Source organism: Pseudoalteromonas sp. SWYJZ19 (assembly GCF_015864375.1).
GTDB lineage: Bacteria > Pseudomonadota > Gammaproteobacteria > Enterobacterales > Alteromonadaceae > Pseudoalteromonas > Pseudoalteromonas arctica.
Window position 1 is genome coordinate 52235 of sequence record NZ_JADYXI010000012.1, and the last position, 20161, is coordinate 72395.

The window sequence follows — 20161 nt, forward strand, 5'->3', positions numbered from 1 at the left end:
AAATAAATATTAGATAGTTCATGCTTCTTTTTTTATATTATTGTATTAAATCTAGTCTTAAGTTGCTTTTAAAGTAAGTAATCGCGCAAAAATTCCTATCAAAATGCATTAAAATCCTCATCAATATTCTCATTATTTTAGGCGAGATTTTATGACAGCATTAAACAACCAGAATTTACTGCAACTACGTTTTGTTAACCAAGCAAATATTGATTTGGTTAAGCCTTCTTTTGATAACCTGCCTGCAAATCCTTATGCAGATGGCGCCTTTCGTAAACGTCGTTACTCAGTAGTTAAAATGCAAGATGGTGAAATAAAGCTACAGCAAGCCAAAGCATTTGTTCAAGACGATTCAATTAATACTTTTCAAGGTAATGTAGAGCGTACTTACGAAAACCTAGAGCAAAGTTTACTTGAGTCAGAGGGCATGAAAAGCATTGTAAATGAGTTTCGCCAACTTACCGGTATTGATGAGCAGCGTGATATTGAAATTCATCAGTTCCGTATGCTTGCTATTAACAGTGATACGCCAGCAGCGCCAGAAGGCGTACATCAAGATGGTTTTGATCATGTATGTATATGCGGCGTTTCTCACGAGAACTTAGAAGGCGGCGAGCTACTTGTATACGAAAACAAGCAAGCTGAGCCTTGTTTTAAAATGGAAATAAAAGACGGCATGTTTGCATTAATAAATGACCGTCAAGTGTGGCATAACGCAACACCTATGAACAAAATTGATGCTAGCAAACCAGGTTACCTGGATTGTTTTGTATTAACGTCTTAAGGAATAAGCATGAACATAACGCAATTACGTGAGCAGTTTCCTGCATTAATGCAAAACGTTGATGGTAAATCGCCCGTATTTTTAGACGGACCAGGTGGCTCGCAAGTGCCAATATCGGTGCTTAATGCGATGACAGCTTATTTAGGTCATTATAATTCGAACTTAGGTGGCGCGTTTTTTTCAAGTGATAAAACGGTTGAGTTGATGGCGAATGCGCGTCAAGCCGCCGCTGATTTACTTAATGCACCTAGCTCACAACAAATTGTGTTTGGTCCAAACATGACCAGCCTTACGTTTAGTTTTAGCCGTGCTATTTCACGTGACTGGCAGGCTGGCGATGAAATAATTGTAACCAATGCTGATCACTTCTCAAACGTGTCGTCGTGGCAACAAGCAGCTGAAGATAAAGGCGTTAAAGTTAACACCGCACTTATTAACGAAGCTGATTGTAGCTTAGACATGGCGCAATTTGAGAGCTTATTAAACAGCAAGACTAAGCTTGTAGCGGTAACTTACGCTTCAAATACCACAGGTTCAATTAACAATATCAAACGTATAGTAGAGCTTGCTCACGCTGTAGGCGCACTTGTTTATGTTGATGCGGTACATTACGCACCACACGAACTAGTAGACGTACAAGCACTTGATTGCGACTTTTTAGCGTGTTCTGCGTATAAGTTTTTTGGTCCGCACTTAGGTATGGTTTACGGTAAAAAAGAGCATTTAGACGGGTTTACACCTTATAAAGTAGAACCCGCTAAAGACGTAGCGCCAGGACGCTGGGAAACCGGCACACAAAGCTTTGAAGCTATGGCTGGTTTTATTGCGGCAGTTGATTACATTGCAGCAATTAGCGAACTTGACGACAGCCATTCTCGCCGCGAAAAGCTAAGTATTGCCTTTGCTAAAACTAAACAGCACGAAATGGCCCTTAGTGAGCACTTTTTAACGCGTTTGGTAAATTATCCGCGTATTAAATTATTTGGTATTGATGACTTTGATCGCTTAAACGAGCGCACACCTACTTTTGCTTTAACGTTTGAAGGGCTTGAGCCACGTGAAGTGTCTGAATTTTTAGGTAAGCAGCATATTTGCGTGTGGGATGGTAATTTTTACGCACAAGGTTTGTGTAAGCAATTAGGTGTGCTTGATAAAGGCGGTGTAGTGCGCATTGGTTGTATGCATTACAACACGATTGCTGAACTTGATAAGCTATTTGACTTATTTGATGAACTACTCGGTTAATCATGTAAGTTTTGGTGCGCTAACTCTTTGGCGCACCGTATATTTGTTCTGCGCGGTTAAACAGTACCCACGAGGTTAAAATATATTTATCGTTTGATACTGGCTTATTACCTCTATGAGTATGTGTAAAGTAGCCTGGGGCTATTACCATAGTGCCTTTTTTTGGGGCTATTTTGCGATTTTGATAATAGAACTCTGTTTCACCACCTTCTTCTACATCGTTTAAGTAAAACATAAATAACAACACGCGATGCAAAGCTTCATTGTGCTGTAGCTGCGGATAAACCTCACTGTGCCAGTAAGGGTAGCCACCTTTGTTTACTTCATATTTTTGCGCTTGAATATTACCGAGTCTAAAAATTTGCTGAACTAGCAAAGGTAATTGCGGTTTGCCTACTTCTTCAAAATTCTCTTGGGTTAAATCGACTACGTCACCTGTTTTTGGGTGATAGACCTTTAAACCAAATGCCCCAATCAGCATAAAAATATGCTCCTCAACATACTTAAAAACATGCTGTGCAGTCGTTTGTTGTATGTGTTTTAATTGTTGTGCATATTCGGGGTGATTGTTTAGGTGTAGGTCGTGGCTGTCTTTTTTCTTTAAGTCGACACCGCCCGATGTTACCCCTTGTTTTACATGCGGGCTTTGCGCAAATATGGTAATAAATTGATCGCAAAATTCATCGCTTAATGCGTTATCAACAACGCGTATAAAGTCCGTCATGGTTTACCTTTATATAATTATTATTGGATTTTTATGTTTATTGAAAAAGTGATGCCGCGCTTTAGCGAAACAGATGCACTCGGACACATTAACAATACCGTACTCCCAGTATGGTTTGAAGTCGCACGTGGACCTATTTTTAAGTTTTTTACGCCAGATTTAAATCCACACGATTGGAAATTGATTATCGCCAAAGTTGAAGTGTCGTTTGTAGGCGAATTATTTTATGGCCACGAAGTGACCGTAAAAACCTCTGTAGAGCATATAGGCACTAGCTCTTTTACGCTTAGGCAAGAAGCATGGCAACACGATAAATGCTGTGCAATAGGCAAAGCTGTGATGGTGAGGTACGATTTTATTGCTAAATCAAAGCAAGCGCTTAGCATTGACGAAAAAGCAGCGCTTAACGAGCATATTTACCAAAGCAGTTAACCTTACGAGGCTTATATTTTACATAAGCCCATACTGAGCTGGATTATTGTAAATATATGATGGCAGCTGTGATTTTTGTCGAGAAATTTTAACGTATTTAGATTGAGTTACAGGCTTCAGTTATATACTATTTATATTATATATTGTTGCGCCGTTATAACAGGAAATGTTAATTCGGTAATTTGATTGGAGAATACGTGTGACATCTATTGCCAATAACCAACCTTTACAAGTTATTCAGCTCAGTGATGGTCAAAATTTAACAGCTGAAATTTTGCCATTTGGCGCAATAATAAAAAGCATTAAATTTAAAAAACAAGAAATGACGCTTAGCGTCGATGACCCTCAATACTATCTTGAAAACCCATTTTACTTAGGTGCAACAGTAGGTCGATACGCTAATCGCATTGCAGGGGGGCGTTTTAACTTATCTGGTATGCTGTATCAATTAGAAGCAAATAATGGCCCTAATAGCCTGCACGGCGGTGTTAAAGGCTTTAATAAAGTACTTTGGCAAGTAACTAAACAAAGTGAAAGTGAAGTGGAGCTTTATTATTGCTCACCCGATGGCGAACAAGGGTTCCCCGGTGAGTTGCAGGTTTGGCAAACGATTAGTGCTAAAAACGGCGAGCTTACTCTGAGCTTTAAAGCGATAACTAACAAAGAAACACTCGTTAATTTTACTAACCATTGTTATTTTAACCTTGATGGCAGCGAATCAATTAATGAACATTGTGTACAAATTAACACTAATCACTATCTTCCTATCGATAAAACCAGTATTCCACTCAATGAAGCCGCATTAGCTACAGGTACCTGCTTTGACTTTACTAAATCAGCTCAAATTGGTGAGGCATTAAGCGCCGCACATTCTCAGCTAGAAGCTGGCAATGGTTTTGATCACTGCTATATTTTTAATGATGACAGCAGTTTAAAAACGATGGCTACGTTAACTTCGCCACACACGAAGGTTAATTTAACACTTAAAAGTACGCAGCCAGGTATGCAGCTTTATACCGCTAACTTTGTAGGCGCGCCATTTAAAGCACGTCAAGCTTTGTGTTTTGAAGCGCAAAATTGGCCTGATGCGCCAAATAGAGAAAATTACCCTAAAGCTAATTTATTACCGGGAGAGGATTACGAACAGGTTATTATTTACTCTTTTTCTGAGTGAATACAGCATTGCAATGTTAATTTAAAGAAAATTAAAAGCAAAAATACAGTGATTAAATGATGCTCATAATTAAGGAAAAGGTTGCACTTTTTATCGGTTTAAAGTATTTATAATATAAATAGTATTTGAAACTATATACACTACCACAACGACACAACGACTACACACAATCAGGAGTTTTTAAAAAATGATAATTAACAATAAGTTATCGTTCAACAAGAAAACCGCGATCAGTATTGCTATTACTGGCATATTGGCAAGCGGAAACGTTGCAGCTCAAGGCGCTGAAGGCAATACGCCTACAGTAGTAAATGAAGATGTTGAAGTTATCGCAGTAACGGGTATCCGCAGCAGTTTACGTTCATCAATGTTAGATAAAAAAGCATCTAATGTTGTTACAGACGGGATTAAAGCAGAAGATCTTGGTAAATTTCCTGATTTAAACGTAGCAGAATCTCTGCAACGTATTACAGGTGTAGCAATTGACCGTAGTGGTGGTGAAGGCCAAGCGGTAACTATTCGTGGCTTTGGTCCACAATTTAATACTGTACTTGTTAATGGTCGTCAAATTGCGACAGACAGTGCAGGTCGTGAATTTAATTTTGATGTATTAGCAGCAGACCAAATCACCGGTGCTGATATTTATAAAAGTAATACAGCAACACTTCAAGAAGGCGGCATTGGTGGTACGGTTAACGTAACTACAGCACGTCCTTTTGACTTTGGTGGTTTACATATTTTAGGTTCAGTTAAAGGTATGTACGAAAGCCTTTCTGAAGAAGTATCTCCATCAACATCATTCTTAATAAGTAATACGTTTAACGATGATAAGTTAGGTGTGCTTTTTGCCATCACTAATCAACAACGTAAACTTCAAAATAACCAAATTTTAACGGCAGGTTGGCGCGGCGGCCAAACAATCTCTAATCCAACAGATGGTGTATTGTTTGAAAATGCCTACATTCCGCGTAACTGGGATCAAGTTGTTGATGAGCAAGACCGTGAACGTACAAACGCAAGTTTAGTATTGCAATACGCACCATCTGACGATGTTACGATTACTGTTGATGGTATGATTTCAAAATTTGAAGTTGATTCAACAGTACGCGATTTAGCCTCTTGGTTTGAACCAGACCGCGTAGGTAGCGCAACGATTGATCCAGAAACAGGCACTCTTTTAACTTTCTCTCAAGACGTTGGTTTGGGTGCGCCAAGTGGCGACCCTGCAAGTGACTTTGTATCACATACACGTAACTCACGTGATGTAACTAATAAAGCATTTGGTATTAACGTTGATTGGCAAGTAAATGATTCATTAAAAGCAAAATTTGATGTATCTCGTTCAACAGCCGAAAACGACCGTGCAGGTACTGACCGCTTTAACGTTGTCGGTATTATTAATAGTTATACTTTTGACGGTACAGGCAGTATTCCTACTGTACAGCATGATGGCTTTGAAAATGGTTCATTGCCAGATCCAAGCCTTGCCCGCCTTCACTATAACGAAGTGGGTCTACAGTTTACTGATGAAGATGAAATTACTGAAGTAAAAGCTGATTTTGAATACGTGCCAGATAAAGGCCCAGTAGATCGCATTAACTTTGGTGCTTATCGTCAAGAGCGTGAAAAATCAAGCTTCCAAGTTTATGGTACCCAATGTCAGTTCTGTGGTTACGGTACTGAAGCACCACTTGATGCAATTGATTTTGAAGCTTACCAAGCAAGCAACTACTTCCCAGGCTTAATCGATACATTCTACACCTACGACGGTGATAAAATGCTTGATTACCTAGCCGATCAAGGTTTCCCAGTAGAGCCAACACTACAAAATAACCGTTACACAATTAACGAAGATATCACTAGCTTATACATGGACTTTACGCTTGGTTTTGACCTAGCTGATATGCCAGTAACTGTTAATTTAGGTGCACGTTACTCAGAAACTGATATTGAAGTAGCGGCAGTACAAAGCTTTATTAGCGATGTAGTGCCAACAACTGATGCAACATTATTTGCTAACGTATTTGGCCCAGCAACGAACATTGAACAGGGCACTAGCTACTCAAACTTACTACCATCTTTGAATGTTAAGTTAGAGCTGCAAGACAATATGATTTTACGTTTTGCAACGTACGACAGTATTACTCGTCCAACGATGTCTCAATTATCTCCTGCTACTACATTTAACGAGCCACGCCGTCAAAACTTAACAGCAAATGGTGGTAACCCTGCACTTAAGCCATTCCAGTCAGAAAACTGGGATATTTCTTACGAGTGGTACTACAACGACGCTAACTTATTTAGCTTTGCAGTATTTAGTAAAGAAGTCGATGACTTTATTGTTACGCTAACAGGTGAAGAAACATTTGAAATGGCTGACCGCTCAGGTCCTGGTTTTGCGTGTACCACTTGTACAGGTCAAGCAGATGATGAGCTTAATGGTAGCTCAGAAATATACACAGTAACTCGCCCTCAAAATGGTGAGTCAGCTAAAGTAACTGGCTACGAAGTAGGTGTGACGCACATATTTGAAAATGGCTTTGGTATTATAGCCAATGCGACTGTCGTAGATAGTGACATTAGCGTAGGTGCAGACACCACACAAACATTTGCACTTGAAGGTTTAGGCGATTCACAAAACTTAATATTATTTTATGAGCAAGATAACTGGCAAGCACGTGTTGCATTTAACAACCGTGAAGGTTTTTTACGCTTAGTTGATAATGGTTTTAACGGTGAACCAGTGAACGTAGAAACTTACGGTCAGTGGGATATTAGTGCAAGCTACGATATTAACGAAAACTTCACTATTTTTGCTGAAGGCATCAACATCACTGAAGAAGAGTTAGTACAAACGGGTCGTTTTGCTAACCAAATCTATTCGGTTGAAGATAATGGCTCACGTTACGCGTTTGGTATTCGCGGATCGTTTTAATTAATGCTTGAGGCGAATTTCTCGCCTCTTGTTTCATTGCAGCACTTTGGTGCTAATACCAATTAGGTTGATTTAGCAGTAATGTATGTTAGTTAACCTAATTGGCTAAAATGAAACTACATTAAATCAAAATGCCCTAACGGGCATTTGTTGTATAAAACGTTATCAAAAATACTCAAAGAGTAGTCCATTATGAATAAAGCAATAAAAACAGTAGCGGTAGTTGGCGGTGGTACAGCAGGATGGCTGAGCGCTGCAATTATAGCTTCGTATCACCAAGGTCAAAATGGTGACGGCTTAAAAGTGATATTGGTTGAATCGTCAGACATTCCAACAATTGGCGTAGGTGAAGGTACCTGGCCCACGATGAAAAACACGCTTCAGCAAATTGGTTTACGTGAAGTTGACGTGTTTAAAGCCTGTAATGCCACTTTTAAACAAGGTGGAAAGTTTGTAAATTGGACTCATGGCAATAATGACTTTTACTACCATCCATTTACTGTACCGCTAGGCTACGGCCGTATAGATTTAGCCCCTTATTTAGATAATGTTGAAGACTTTGCACAGCAAACAAATTTTCAACATGATATTTGCGAAGCAAGCTTAGCCCCAAGAGGTATATCGCAAGGTGAATATCAAGGTAATTGTAATTACGCTTATCACTTAGATGCCGGCGCTTTTGCCGAAATGCTTAAACAGCATTGTAAAAGTAAGCTTGGTGTAGATCATATTATTGGTACTGTTGATCAGGTAAAGCTTGATGACGATGGTGCAATAAATGAGCTTACTCTAAAAGATCAAACCCGCACCATAAATGCCGACTTATACATAGACTGTACTGGCTTTTCATCATTGTTATTAGGCCAAGCGCTTAACGTACCGTTTAAAAAAATGGACCACGTGCTATTTAACGACAGCGCATTGGCTATGCAAGTTCCTTACGATGAAAACGATGAGTCTTTGGCGAGCCACACCATAGCAACAGCGCAAAACGCTGGATGGATTTGGGATATTGGTTTAACGCACCGCCGAGGTGTAGGGCATGTTTATTCAAGCAAATTTTTATCAGACGATGAAGCAGAGCAAAACCTAAGAGACTATTTAGGAGATGCAGCAAACGGTTTAACTGCCCGTAAAATCAACTTTGAATCAGGATACCGTGAGAAGTTTTGGCATAAAAACTGTGTTGCCATTGGTATGTCGGCAGGGTTTGTAGAGCCGCTTGAAGCTACCGCCATTATGCTTGTTGAAATTTCAGCACGCTTTGTTGCTGAACATATGCCAGCAGATACCCAAGTAATGCCTATTGTAGCTAAGCGCTTTAATGAGCAGATGGATTATCGTTGGCAGCGTATTATCGACTTTTTAAAACTACATTACATGCTAACCAAGCGCCCAGAACCTTACTGGCAAGCGCATGTACAGCCTGATACTATTCCAGAAACCCTGCAAGAAGACTTACTTCTTTGGGGAAGCCGTGGCCCGCTTATTCAAGATTTTCATGGCGCATTAGAGTTATTTCCAGCCGCCAGCTATCAGTATGTTTTGTACGGTATGGGCTTTAAGCCTGACTTTACTAAACAAGCGTATTTGTATTCACAAGACGCGCAAGCTAAACAAATAATAGAACGTAACAGCCAGCTTACACAGCAGATGTTGCAAACTTTACCACCGCACCGTGCTTTTATAGAGCAGTGGTTAGCAGCTAACCCAGTTTAAGGATGTGTAACTATGGCTATTAGTGAACTAGTAAACACCAAACACCAAACATTAAAAATTAACCACAATGCCGCTGTTGAATACGCAAAAACACAGCATTTAGTTAATTTAAGAGCAAATGAAATAGCAAAAGCAGCCTGCGATTTACCTGTTTTTTTAGCACGTAACGCACAAAATGGCAGCTATACCGTATCAGCGTTAACAAGCTTTAGTGCTGGGCAAAGTCTATTGGTAAATAACAACCAATGGCAGGCACTTTACACACCGGTATGCATGCAAACCCAGCCACTTTACTTAATGACTCGAGAAGCAAATAGTAGCGACTATTTTATCACGATTGATGAGCAAAGCTTAGCTGTAAACACCGAGCAGGGTGAGTCACTATTTGATGCTAAAGGTAACCCAAGTTTATTTTTAAGTGCGCAGCAAAAGTTGTTAGAAAGCGATTTAAAAAATGATTACCAAACGTATCAATTTACCCAAGAAGTTGCGCGTTTAGGACTCATTAAAAACATAGATATTGTATTGCAGTTTGAACAAGGCGAAACCCAAACCATTCAAGGTTTGAGCACCGTTGATGAAGACAAACTGCAAACATTAGATAGCAATACCATTGCAGAACTACAAAAGCAGGGTTACTTAAGTGTGCTTAACAGCATGCTCATTTCACTGTTTCAGTTAAATGCATTGGTAAAGCTGCACAACCAACGTCCCGAACTTATGCCTTTAAAGCAGATTAAGTTAGAACTAAGTCGAGATGCGCACGCGCTGTAGCGTGCATTTTTTATTACCCAGACATTGCGCATAACGCGCAGGAGACACACACATGTCAGATAACATTTTACAGCTGGTGGTTTTTGTTTTTGTCACCGCTTTAATTGGTGGCCTTACTTATTGGAAATGCCGAGGCCAAAATCGTAATAACGGACAAAGCCAAACCAAAGAGTATTTTTTAGCGGGCGGTGGCCTTACTTGGATGTTTGTTGCAGGTTCAATCACATTAACTAATTTAAGTACTGACCAACTTGTAGGTATGAATGGTAACCAAATGGCTTTGCTTGTTTGGTGGGAGCTTGCCGCTATTATAGGGTTGATTATTTTAGCCAAAGTATTCATCCCTGTTTATTACAAATACAACTGTACAACCACCACAGAGCTTTTAGAAAAGCGCTATAACAACAAGCATATTCGCGCTGTTATTGGTGGGTTGTTCTTTTTAGGTAATGCACTTATTTATATGCCAGCGGTAATCTACTCTGGTGCGCTGTTTATGCAAACCATGTTTAAAGTTGATATTCCGCTTATGTATATTGCCACCGCCTTTGCCATTCTTGGTGCTGTTTATGCCTTCTTTGGTGGTCTGCGTGCAGTTGCAGTATCGGATACTTACAACGGTATACTTGTACTCGGTATGGCTGTTTTAGTGGTGTTTTTAGCACTTAATGCAATTGATTATGACTTTACGGGTATTCCAGAAGAACGTTTAACATTAATTGGCGATGCTGATTCACCTATTCCTTGGCCAACACTTTTAACCGGTATGATCTTCATTCAAATGTATTACTGGGGTACTAACCAAACAATTACGCAGCGAGCAATGGCAGCGCCTAATGTTAAAGAAGCGCAAAAAGGTATATTTGCAGCGGCGGGTATTCGCTTTTTAATCGTCCCTGCAATCGTGGTATTACCGGGTATTATTTCGTTTAAGCTTTATGGTGATATTGGCGACGCCGCTTATGGTCGAATTGTGGGTGATGTAATGCCAGCATGGTTAACCGGTGTATTTGCAGCGGCAATGGCTGCAGCAGTACTGTCTACTTACAACAGCTTATTAAACTCAGCAACCGCATTGTATGTATGTGACATTCACGAAGCATATTTTAATAAAGAGCCAAGTGTTGTAAAGCTAAGTGGTTACGTAACATTGCTACTAACAAGCTTAACACTGGTACTTGTACCAATTTATCAGCAAGCAGATAGTATTATTAACTTACTACAGCAATTAAATGGCTTACTAAGTATGCCTATATTCTCTATTTTTGTAGTGGGATTATTGTTTAAAAATGTTGATGCACGTGCGGGTATTGCAGCAGTAATTTTAGGTGTTGTAATGTACGGCATGCTTACATTTGCAAGCTCACCACTACATACTGATATTCATTACATTCACTTAATGCCAATTACACTGATTGTATGTGTGGCTTTTGCATTAATAGTAAATAAAGTGGTGTTTGGTTTGAATGCACAATGGGCAGGTAAAACATCTGAACTTGATGACGCAGCACAAGCACAAGCACAAGTACAAAAATAACGTATAAATAATTTAAGCTGACAAAATCGGTCATGGGACAACTCTGGCCGATTTTTTTATATGTATAAGAAATTAGTAACAGCACTTTAAAGTTAAGGTTGGTTTATAGCTTTTTGCTACAGTGGTACTTCCAGTGAGTTTATCTAACTATTTGCGATGTAAAGACTATCAAAACCCAATTTATATGATATATACTATTATTATTGAATGTCACCGTCTGATAGATTGTGCCTCAAAGAACGAGAGACACATTAATACTTAGTATCACTAAGTTACTTTCGTTATATTTATAACTCACACAATGAACAAGAGGATAGGAAAATCATGGCCGACACTAAATCATTTTATCGATTAGACAGTGTAAACAGCACCGTTATTTTCGACTGCCAGAGCAAAACACCGGCGTTACTGTACTTTGGTAAACGCCTATCTGAGCAAACAACAGAAACAATGCTAACTCAGCTTGCTACCCGCCAAGAAGTAAAATGTGCCGTGGTTGAAGAAGCGCCTATTTCTCTATCTCCGTTATTAGGCGAGGGCTTTACTGGTGCGCCAGGGCTTGAGCTAGTAAATGATTCAATCGCATGGTCAGTAGGGCCACAACTTCAAGAAGTACGTGAGCCTTCAGCTGCAACACTTGAATTTGTAAGTGTAGATAAACTTCGTGGTATTGAAGTAGTGCACAGCATCACGCTTGATAAAAACACTGACGTATTGAGCGCGCATACCGTATTAACTAATTTAGGCGATTCGCCATTAAGTGTTAACTTTTGCGCGGCGCCAACATTCCAGCTGCCAGATAGCGTAAGTAAAATAGTAAGTTTTGAAGGTCGTTGGTCAAACGAATTCCAACGTCAATCAGTTGATTTAGTCTTAGGCAGCTTTGTACGTGAAAACCGTAAAGGTAAAACATCACACGATGTATTCCCTGGTTTATTAGTGCATAACGAAAATGCAGGCGAGCAGCACGGCGAATGTTACGGCTTTCATTTAGGTTGGAGCGGCAACAATAAACTACGCGCAGAGCTTTTAGCTGAAGGTCGTCGTTATGTACAAATGGGTGAGCTATTACTTCCTGGTGAGCTTACGCTTGCTAAAGGTCAAACGTATCAAAGCCCGAGCATTTATGGCTCGTTTTCGAGTGAAGGTTTTAGTGCGCTTTCTCGTAATTTTCATCGTTTTGTTAAAGCTAATTTACTTAGCCAAGCGCAACGTGAAAAAACGCGCCCTGTGCATTACAACACATGGGAAGGCATTTACTTTGATCACGACGTAGATACGCTTAAGCAACTAGCCGACAAAGTGGCCCCGCTAGGTATTGAACGTTTTGTACTTGATGATGGTTGGTTTAAAGGCCGCCGTGGCGACAATGCAGGCTTAGGTGATTGGACAGTAGATTACAAAATTTACCCCGATGGTTTATCACCAGTTATAGATCATGTGAATAGCTTAGGTATGGAGTTTGGTATTTGGTTTGAACCAGAAATGGTTAACCCAGATAGTGATTTATACCGCGCGCATCCTGATTGGGTTTTAGGCTCCCAAAACAACGAACAGTTAAGCTTTAGAAATCAGCTAGTACTTGATTTAACGCGCTCTGAGGTTGTTGAGTACTTATACAAAGCCATCGACGATATTTTAGTTGAATACCCAACCATTAAGTACATTAAATGGGACATGAACCGCGATATTAACCATGCGGGTAATTTTGATGGCAAGCCTGCTGTGCATCAGCAAACATTGGCACTTTATCGTTTAATTGACCGTATTAAAGCGGCGCACCCTGGTCTTGAAATAGAAAGCTGTTCGTCAGGTGGTGCACGTGTAGATTACGGCGTACTTGCACACACAGACCGTGTATGGACGTCAGATTCAAACGATGCGCTTGATCGCCTTGAAATACAGCGTGGATGTTCGTTCTTCTTTCCATCGTCGGTTATGGGTGCACATGTAGGCCCACGCGATTGTCATATCACAGGGCGTAATGTAAGTATTGAAATGCGTGCTGCGGTATCAATGTTTGGCCACATGGGAATCGAAATGGACCCACGTGAGCTGACCGATCACGAATACAATGCACTTAAAGCGGCAATAGCACTTCACAAAGAGCATCGGGAGTTTATTCATGCTGCCGATTTGTACCGCCTAGATAGCGACGATTTATCAATTAACTTTGGTTTAATCGATGCGCAAAAAACAAAAGCGTTATTTGCCTATAACAGTGTTCGCGAAACACCGCGTACAGCGCCTAATAAGCTTCGTTTTGTTGGCCTAGATGCCGATGCGCAGTACACACTTAATTTAGTGTGGCCGGTAAAATTTGAAGAGTATCGTCCATCTTCTATTGCTGCGGTAAATGGTCAAACATTTACCGGTGAAGCGTTAATGCAGTTTGGCTTACAAATGCCAATATCATTCCCGCAAACATCGCTTATATTTGAGCTTAATAAAGCTTAAATTTAACTAAGAGCAGTAAAGGGTGCTAATCGCTTTTTGCTGCTTAGCTTAGATATCAGTAGTCAGCTCTATATTGTTTAGGGCTGGCTTTTTTATATCCTTAGTAAGCTAATTTAGTAAATTAACTTAGTAAACTCAAAAGTATCGAAAATAGAGTGGTTACGCTTGCGCGTAATTTTGCTTGTTACCCAACCAACGTTGAATTAGTGGGTCAACAACCTCTGGGTGTTGCTTAAGCATTTGCTGTGCAATCGGTCTAACTTGGTTGAGGATGTGCTTATCGCGGGTAAGATCGGCAATTTTAAACTCGGCTAACCCTGTTTGTTTTGTACCGAGTACTTCACCAGGGCCACGAATTTCTAAATCGCGCTCAGCTATCACAAAACCATCGTTACTATCGCGTAGTACACCTAATCGCTTTTGAGCAGTATGAGACAGTGGTGCGTGGTATAAAAGCACGCAATGCGATGCAGTAGCGCCACGGCCAACTCGCCCACGTAACTGATGCAGCTGTGCTAAGCCTAAGCGCTCAGGGTTTTCTATAATGATTAAGCTCGCATTAGGGACATCTACACCAACTTCAATAACCGTAGTGGCAACTAAAACATGTATATTGCCTGCTTTAAACTCGCTCATAATGGCTTGTTTTTCAGCTGATTTCATTCGCCCATGTACTAAACCTACGTTTAGCTCTGGTAATGCTTCTTTTAACTGCAGTGCGCTGTCCTCCGCTGCTTGGCATTGCAGTACTTCAGATTCATCAATAAGAGTACACACCCAGTAAACTTGGCGGCCTTGCTCGTTACACGCTAATTTAACGCGGGCAATAATATCGTCTCTGCGAGTATCTGGAAGTGCTACTGTTGTGATGGGCGTACGCCCAGGTGGTAGCTCATCAATGACCGAGGTTTCTAAGTCGGCATAGGCTGTCATCGCGAGCGTACGTGGAATAGGTGTTGCGGTCATAACGAGTTGATGAGGGTAACAATCACCAAATTTACCTTTTTCACGCAGTGATAAACGCTGGTGGACACCAAAGCGATGTTGTTCATCAATAACAATAAGCACTAAGTTATTAAACTTTACTTCATCTTGAAATAAAGCGTGAGTACCTACAATCATTTGCGCCTCACCAGAGGCTATTTTTTCAAGTGTTGCTACGCGCTCTTTACCCTTTGTTTTACCGCCAAGCCAAGCAACTGTTATACCTAGTTGATTAAACCACGTTGTAAAATTAACACCATGTTGCTCTGATAAAATCTCTGTTGGCGCCATTAAAGCTACTTGAAAGCCCTGCGCAATAGCGGTTAGTGCACTCAGTGCTGCTACTAGGGTTTTACCTGAACCTACATCGCCTTGTACTAAACGCATCATGGGATATGCGTGTTGCATATCACCTTTAATTTCAGCAACTACGCGGCTTTGTGCATTTGTGGGTGCAAAAGGAAGTTGTTCTAAAAATTGGCTTTCTAATGTATTTACCGGATTTAATGCTACGGCTTTAACTTGTTGCCCTTGCTCTCGTACTTTTAATAAACTGAGATTTTGAGCAAGTAGCTCCTCAAATACCAGGCGCTGTTGAGCAGGGTGAGTACCTTGCTCTAATGCAGTTACATCAACATCATTTGGTGGGCGGTGCAGTAATAATAAGGCGTCACTTAGCGGCATATTTGATGGCTGCCACTGTGAAGGCAATAGTTCTTCCACTGAGTATTTATGTAGTAAATCAATAGCCTGTTCGCTTAAAGCTCTAATCGATAGCTGCTTTAAACCTTCGGTTGTTGAATAAACGGGTGTTAATGTGGTCGCTACCGGCTGCTCGTTGGAAGTATCGCTGATGCTGTATTCAGGATGACTCATTTCAAAGCCAACACGGCCACGGCGCACTTCACCAAAACAACGTATTATTTTACCAGCACTAAATGCGTTTTTTTGTGCGGCGGTAAAATTAAAAAATCGTAATGTTAGCCTGCCAGTACCATCATTGATTTGGCAAACAAGCATGCGCCTTTTACCAAACGTAATTTGGCTTGTTTCAATTGTTGCTTCAACACTCACATGGCTATGCAATGCCAGTTCATTAATCGCGTATAAGCGAGTGCGATCTTCATAGCGAAGTGGCAAATGAAAAAGCATATCTTGCACAGTTAAAATACCTAGCTTTAACAAACGCTCAGCCATTTTTGGGCCGACCCCTTTGAGCTCTGTAATTGGGTATTGATTTAAGCTAGGTTTAGACAAAGTGTATCAATCTTATTATTTGTGAGTAGGCTAAGTGTACTTACAGAGCTTTAGTCCATCAAGTATGTTTTAAAGCTTGCCAAAATTGCTCGTCAGCGACTATTTCGCCGTTTTCATCAAGTGCAGGATAAGGTAATTTTTTTTGTTTACATTGCCTTGCGATAATAGGGTGGCAGCCTTCAAAGTAAAGTGGATGTTTAACTTCGGCGCTCAGCATATCTCTATTATATAAACCAGCCAGCTCGCGTTGGCGCTGTGCTTCAAACAATATTAGCGCAGCAGCAACCGAAACATTTAGTGATTGCACCATGCCTTGCATTGGAATAATAATATTTTGATCGGCATATTCTAGGGCTTTTTCTGATATCCCTGTTTTTTCTTGTCCAACAATAATAGCCGTTGGCTTGGTGTAATCTACTTCTCTAAAATCAACGGCATCTTCTGATAGATGAGTCGCTAATATTTGTATTTCTGGATTGCGTTCACGCATTGCAGTAACGGCATCATCAATATTTCTATGTAAGTGCGTCTCTAGCCAGTTTTTACTGCCACCTGAGGTATTATTTGTTAGCCATTTTTGCTTTTCAGGCCATACAGCATGTACGTGATGGCAACCAACCGCATCAGCACTTCGTACTATTGCAGATAAGTTATGGTGTTTGTGCACGTCTTCTAAACACACTGTTAGGTCTGTTTGACGGCGCGAAAGTACGTCTTCGATTCTTTGATAGCGAGTTTGCTGCATGGTTATCCTCTTTTTTCGGCAATTATACGAGATTTTTGCAGTTAAGGCATTACCGTACGGCTAATTGGATTTTGTAGAGAAATAAGTGTTTCTGTTGATTGTATGGCTTCTATTGCCTGTATTTTATTAATCAGCACATCTTGTAAGTGATCAATGGACTTTGTCATTACCTTTATAAATATACTGTAGTTACCTGTTGTGTAATAAGCCTCTACCACTTCCTCCAATGCTTCTAGCTTTATAAGTGTTTGTGGGTAATCACGTGCGTTATTTAAATTAATACCTATAAAGCAACACACATCGTAGCCTAGCTGTTTAGTATTAATCGTTAATTGGGTGCCTGTAATGATCCCAGCTTGCTTCATTTTTTCAATTCTTACGTGAATTGTCCCAGCGCTTACATTAAATCTTTTTGCTAATTCGGCGTACGCAGTACGGGCATTTGCCATTAACGCATGAAGTATCTGTTTATCGAGATTATCGATTAAATAATTTTCCATTCTATTTTTCTCATGAAATTATCGAATATATGGTTTTTATACCACTTAATTAATGATTTTTATATATTAAAGCTATTTCTGTTATGGGATATTGAATTAATCCTTTAAATCGTTACATTAACTTCATTAATGGCGCTAGTTAGAGCGCTTTTTATCAATTAAGCAAGTAACAATAACTGGGAATGAGGCCAATTATTATGAGTTCACACTATGTGCAGCAACAGCAGCAAATAAGTAAAGTTAAGCAATTTTTTTCACAACAACTAGAAACCCAACTTGGGCTGGTTGAGGTTCAAGCCCCAATTTTGGCTAAGGTTGGCGACGGCACGCAAGATAACTTAAGCGGCCATGAAAACGCAGTTGCTGTAAATGTGAAAGCGATTACAGATAGCCGCTACGAAGTGGTGCATTCACTGGCTAAGTGGAAACGTAAAACACTGGCTACTTATGGCTTTGGTGTTGGTGAGGGTATTTACACTCAAATGAAAGCTTTGCGCCCAGACGAAGATTCATTAAGCCCTATTCATTCTGTATATGTTGATCAGTGGGATTGGGAAAAAGTAATTAGCGAAACGACAGAGCGTTCGCTGGCAACACTAAAGCAAACTGTTCAATCTATTTATAAAGGGATAAAAGAGACGGAAGCTTTTGTAAGTGAGTCTTATGGTTTGACGCCTTTTTTACCGGACGATATTAAGTTTGTGCACAGTGAAGAGCTACGTAAAATGTATCCTGACTTTAGTGCTAAGCAACGCGAAAAAGCCATTGCACAAGAATATGGTGCTGTATTTTTAATTGGTATTGGTGGCGCGCTTGGAGATGGCAAAATTCATGATGTAAGAGCCCCAGATTACGATGATTGGTCTACGCCAACATGCGATCAATACATGGGTTTAAATGGTGACATTTTAGTATGGAACCCAGTACTTGAAGATGCATTTGAAATATCATCAATGGGCATACGTGTAAGCCCTGAGGTTTTAAAAGCGCAGTTAAGTACAACTGGAGATGAAGACCGCTTAGAGTTTGATTGGCATAAAGCGCTACTACAATGTAAATTTCCGCAAACGATTGGCGGTGGAATAGGGCAGTCTCGCTTGGCTATGCTATTGCTGCAAAAGCAGCATATTGGCCAAGTACAAGTGGGTGTATGGCCAAGTCAAACTTATGATACGGTAAGTGGCTTACTTTAAATTGTAAAAAAGTGAGTTAATTTGAGTGCTCAATAGAGCACTCAATTTTTTAGTGTGTTTTAAACTCTATTTCAATTTTATTATTTAAAAGTTTAACGTTGCACGGAGGGTAATTGCGGATTGTTTTAAGTACTTTATCAAAAATATGAATCTCTACGCCTGAATGCAAAACAGAATTCACCGTTAAATTAGCGTCGCTAAGTAAATCGTGTAAGTCATGATCTAAGTTTGAAAGACGTTTTTCTAATAGTTCTGCTTGCTCACAGTAATGTTTCTGAGTAGCTCCAATTTTAGTAATTAATATTTTCTTCTTTTCGGCATCCTTCACTAAATCAGTTTTTTCTAGCGCTGCTTGCAGCGTATCTAATTGTGCATCTGTTTTAGCTAAGTCTTTAAAGCAATTATCAGTATCCGCTGTTATTTCAGCGCCAGAAGTCGCTAGGTTAATAATCATTTTAGCGCCTGATTCATTCCCTATTTCGCCAGCAATGAGAGTTGTTGCATCAAGTATTTCACCACCAAATATTTTACCCTTAGGTAAGTCGGATTGGCCTACTTGCAGTAAGCGCTTAGCTTTTATTACACAATGGCTTGTTTGGCGATCAATAAAAATATTATTTGCATCGAGGTAGCAATACTGCGAGTGAGATACATGAATATCACCTAGCGCAATTAGCTTGCAAGAAAGTGACTTACTATCCATTTTTTGATGGCCAATAATGCCTTGTTTAACCGTGATGTTTCCTCCTGCAGTAAGCTCGCCAGATTCAACCGTGCCAAATATAGTAATATCGCCTTTGGCAGTTACTTTCATCCCTGGGTCTATATTGCGAGTAACAATAACACTGCCTTGAAAATCAATATGGCCGCTTTTTACATTTACATCTGAAATGGTAAAAATATCGTCGACACGCATACCATTATTAATTTCAACCGGAACACCAGCAATAGTAGAGACTAACTCAAGCGGATTCATTTTTGATATTTCAGTCCCTTCGCCGGCGACTAATTGTTTATTTTCTCCGGGTTTTGCGGGCAGTATGTCACCTATTACGGTAAAGCCTTCTTTACCGGGAGTTGCAGGTTGCTGGCGAATAAGCACAGAGCCAGGTTCTACGCTTGCAAGCTTGCCAAAGTCGCGCATATCCACACTGCCATCTTCTTTGAGCTTGGGCGCTTTTAAACGGTCTTTTAAAGTCTCTACGGTTGTTATTAGTTTAGTGGCTAAACCATCGCTTGGGAGCCTACCTTTAGCTAATATCCCCTTAACGACAGATCCTGCAGAGTGTTCAGATTGTTTTTGTAGCAGCTGTTCTAAAAAAGCTTGTTTATACCCACGCACAATACCTGCTTTAACGAGTTGTTTTTTTGCATCTTCTAAGCTTAATAACTTTCCACCTTGGGCAAGCGTTAGCTCGCCAATGGCCAGCATTTTATCGTCGCTAATTGTTACATTTAAAGTGGCATTGTGTTTTGTTGCTACAACGAGAGTTTGTTGTGTGTTTTCGTTTTTAAAAAAATCATTAATAGCGTCATGATCTATTTTACAGTCGCAAAAAGCTGACTTTTCGAGAGCCTCTAAAATAAATGCAGCGCTGGGAGGAATATGTTCTTTTACATCAAGTAAAACATTTCCATTGTTGGCAAGCTTAAACACGAGTTAATCCTTTTTTACTACTTAAGTTAAGTTTGTTTTTTAAA

General features: G+C 40.1%; 15 protein-coding genes. 10 read left to right on the top strand and 5 right to left on the bottom strand.

What is annotated here, in order from left to right; translation table 11 throughout:
- The first annotated feature begins 151 nt into the window (after nt 1–151).
- Together I6F45_RS12925 and I6F45_RS12930 are read left to right on the top strand one after the other, a co-directional pair.
- Nucleotides 152–784 carry a 2OG-Fe dioxygenase family protein gene (locus I6F45_RS12925; RefSeq protein ID WP_008167256.1) on the top strand — a complete coding sequence of 211 codons (633 nt, stop codon included), beginning with the start codon at nt 152–154 and terminating at the stop codon, nt 782–784.
- A 9-nt stretch (nt 785–793) separates the two neighbouring features.
- Entirely contained in the window at nt 794–2029 is a 1236-nt protein-coding gene (locus I6F45_RS12930; protein ID WP_197160719.1) for a cysteine desulfurase-like protein, read from the top strand.
- A 19-nt stretch (nt 2030–2048) separates the two neighbouring features.
- On the opposite strand, the gene I6F45_RS12935 is transcribed toward I6F45_RS12930, so the two are convergent.
- On the bottom strand, nt 2049–2753 hold the full coding sequence (locus tag I6F45_RS12935; protein WP_197119395.1) for a 2OG-Fe(II) oxygenase: 705 nt from the start codon (nt 2751–2753) through the stop codon (nt 2049–2051).
- A 33-nt stretch (nt 2754–2786) separates the two neighbouring features.
- On the opposite strand from I6F45_RS12935, the gene I6F45_RS12940 reads away from it, so the two are divergent.
- From I6F45_RS12940 to I6F45_RS12970, 7 genes are all read left to right on the top strand, one after another.
- Nucleotides 2787–3185, top strand: coding sequence for an acyl-CoA thioesterase (locus tag I6F45_RS12940; protein WP_024589549.1), 399 nt, complete (start codon nt 2787–2789; stop codon nt 3183–3185).
- Nucleotides 3186–3384: 199 nt separating this feature from the next.
- The gene (locus tag I6F45_RS12945) at nt 3385–4359 is read left to right on the top strand and encodes an aldose epimerase family protein (RefSeq protein WP_197160720.1); all 975 of its coding nucleotides are present in this window, start codon (nt 3385–3387) and stop codon (nt 4357–4359) included.
- Between the two features lie 187 nt (nt 4360–4546).
- A complete protein-coding gene (locus I6F45_RS12950; protein ID WP_165728314.1) occupies nt 4547–7294 on the top strand; it encodes a TonB-dependent receptor in 2748 nt (915 codons plus the stop codon).
- A 192-nt stretch (nt 7295–7486) separates the two neighbouring features.
- Complete coding sequence (locus tag I6F45_RS12955; RefSeq protein WP_165728313.1) at nt 7487–9013, top strand: tryptophan halogenase family protein; 1527 nt, start codon at nt 7487–7489, stop codon at nt 9011–9013.
- A 12-nt stretch (nt 9014–9025) separates the two neighbouring features.
- Nucleotides 9026–9787 carry a SapC family protein gene (locus tag I6F45_RS12960; RefSeq protein ID WP_197160721.1) on the top strand — a complete coding sequence of 254 codons (762 nt, stop codon included), beginning with the start codon at nt 9026–9028 and terminating at the stop codon, nt 9785–9787.
- 52 nt (nt 9788–9839) lie between these two features.
- Nucleotides 9840–11324: an SLC5 family protein gene (locus tag I6F45_RS12965; protein WP_197160722.1), complete on the top strand. Its 1485-nt coding sequence runs from the start codon at nt 9840–9842 to the stop codon at nt 11322–11324.
- A 324-nt stretch (nt 11325–11648) separates the two neighbouring features.
- A complete protein-coding gene (locus I6F45_RS12970) occupies nt 11649–13781 on the top strand; it encodes an alpha-galactosidase (protein ID WP_197160723.1) in 2133 nt (710 codons plus the stop codon).
- Between the two features lie 159 nt (nt 13782–13940).
- Here the strand turns inward: I6F45_RS12970 and recG are convergent, their stop codons facing one another.
- From recG to asnC, 3 genes are read right to left on the bottom strand one after another with little or no spacing between them, the layout of a single operon-like run.
- A complete protein-coding gene (gene recG / locus I6F45_RS12975) occupies nt 13941–16022 on the bottom strand; it encodes an ATP-dependent DNA helicase RecG (RefSeq protein ID WP_101163262.1) in 2082 nt (693 codons plus the stop codon).
- A gap of 58 nt (nt 16023–16080) precedes the next feature.
- A complete protein-coding gene (trmH, locus tag I6F45_RS12980; protein WP_007580009.1) occupies nt 16081–16767 on the bottom strand; it encodes a tRNA (guanosine(18)-2'-O)-methyltransferase TrmH in 687 nt (228 codons plus the stop codon).
- 41 nt (nt 16768–16808) lie between these two features.
- Nucleotides 16809–17267: a transcriptional regulator AsnC gene (gene asnC, locus I6F45_RS12985; RefSeq protein ID WP_002958822.1), complete on the bottom strand. Its 459-nt coding sequence runs from the start codon at nt 17265–17267 to the stop codon at nt 16809–16811.
- A gap of 197 nt (nt 17268–17464) precedes the next feature.
- Here asnC and asnA point away from each other — a divergent pair, with 197 nt between their 5' ends.
- Nucleotides 17465–18460: an aspartate--ammonia ligase gene (asnA, locus tag I6F45_RS12990; RefSeq protein WP_197160725.1), complete on the top strand. Its 996-nt coding sequence runs from the start codon at nt 17465–17467 to the stop codon at nt 18458–18460.
- A 49-nt stretch (nt 18461–18509) separates the two neighbouring features.
- Here the strand turns inward: asnA and I6F45_RS12995 are convergent, their stop codons facing one another.
- Entirely contained in the window at nt 18510–20117 is a 1608-nt protein-coding gene (locus I6F45_RS12995; RefSeq protein WP_197119389.1) for a DUF342 domain-containing protein, read from the bottom strand.
- Nucleotides 20118–20161 lie beyond the last annotated feature (44 nt).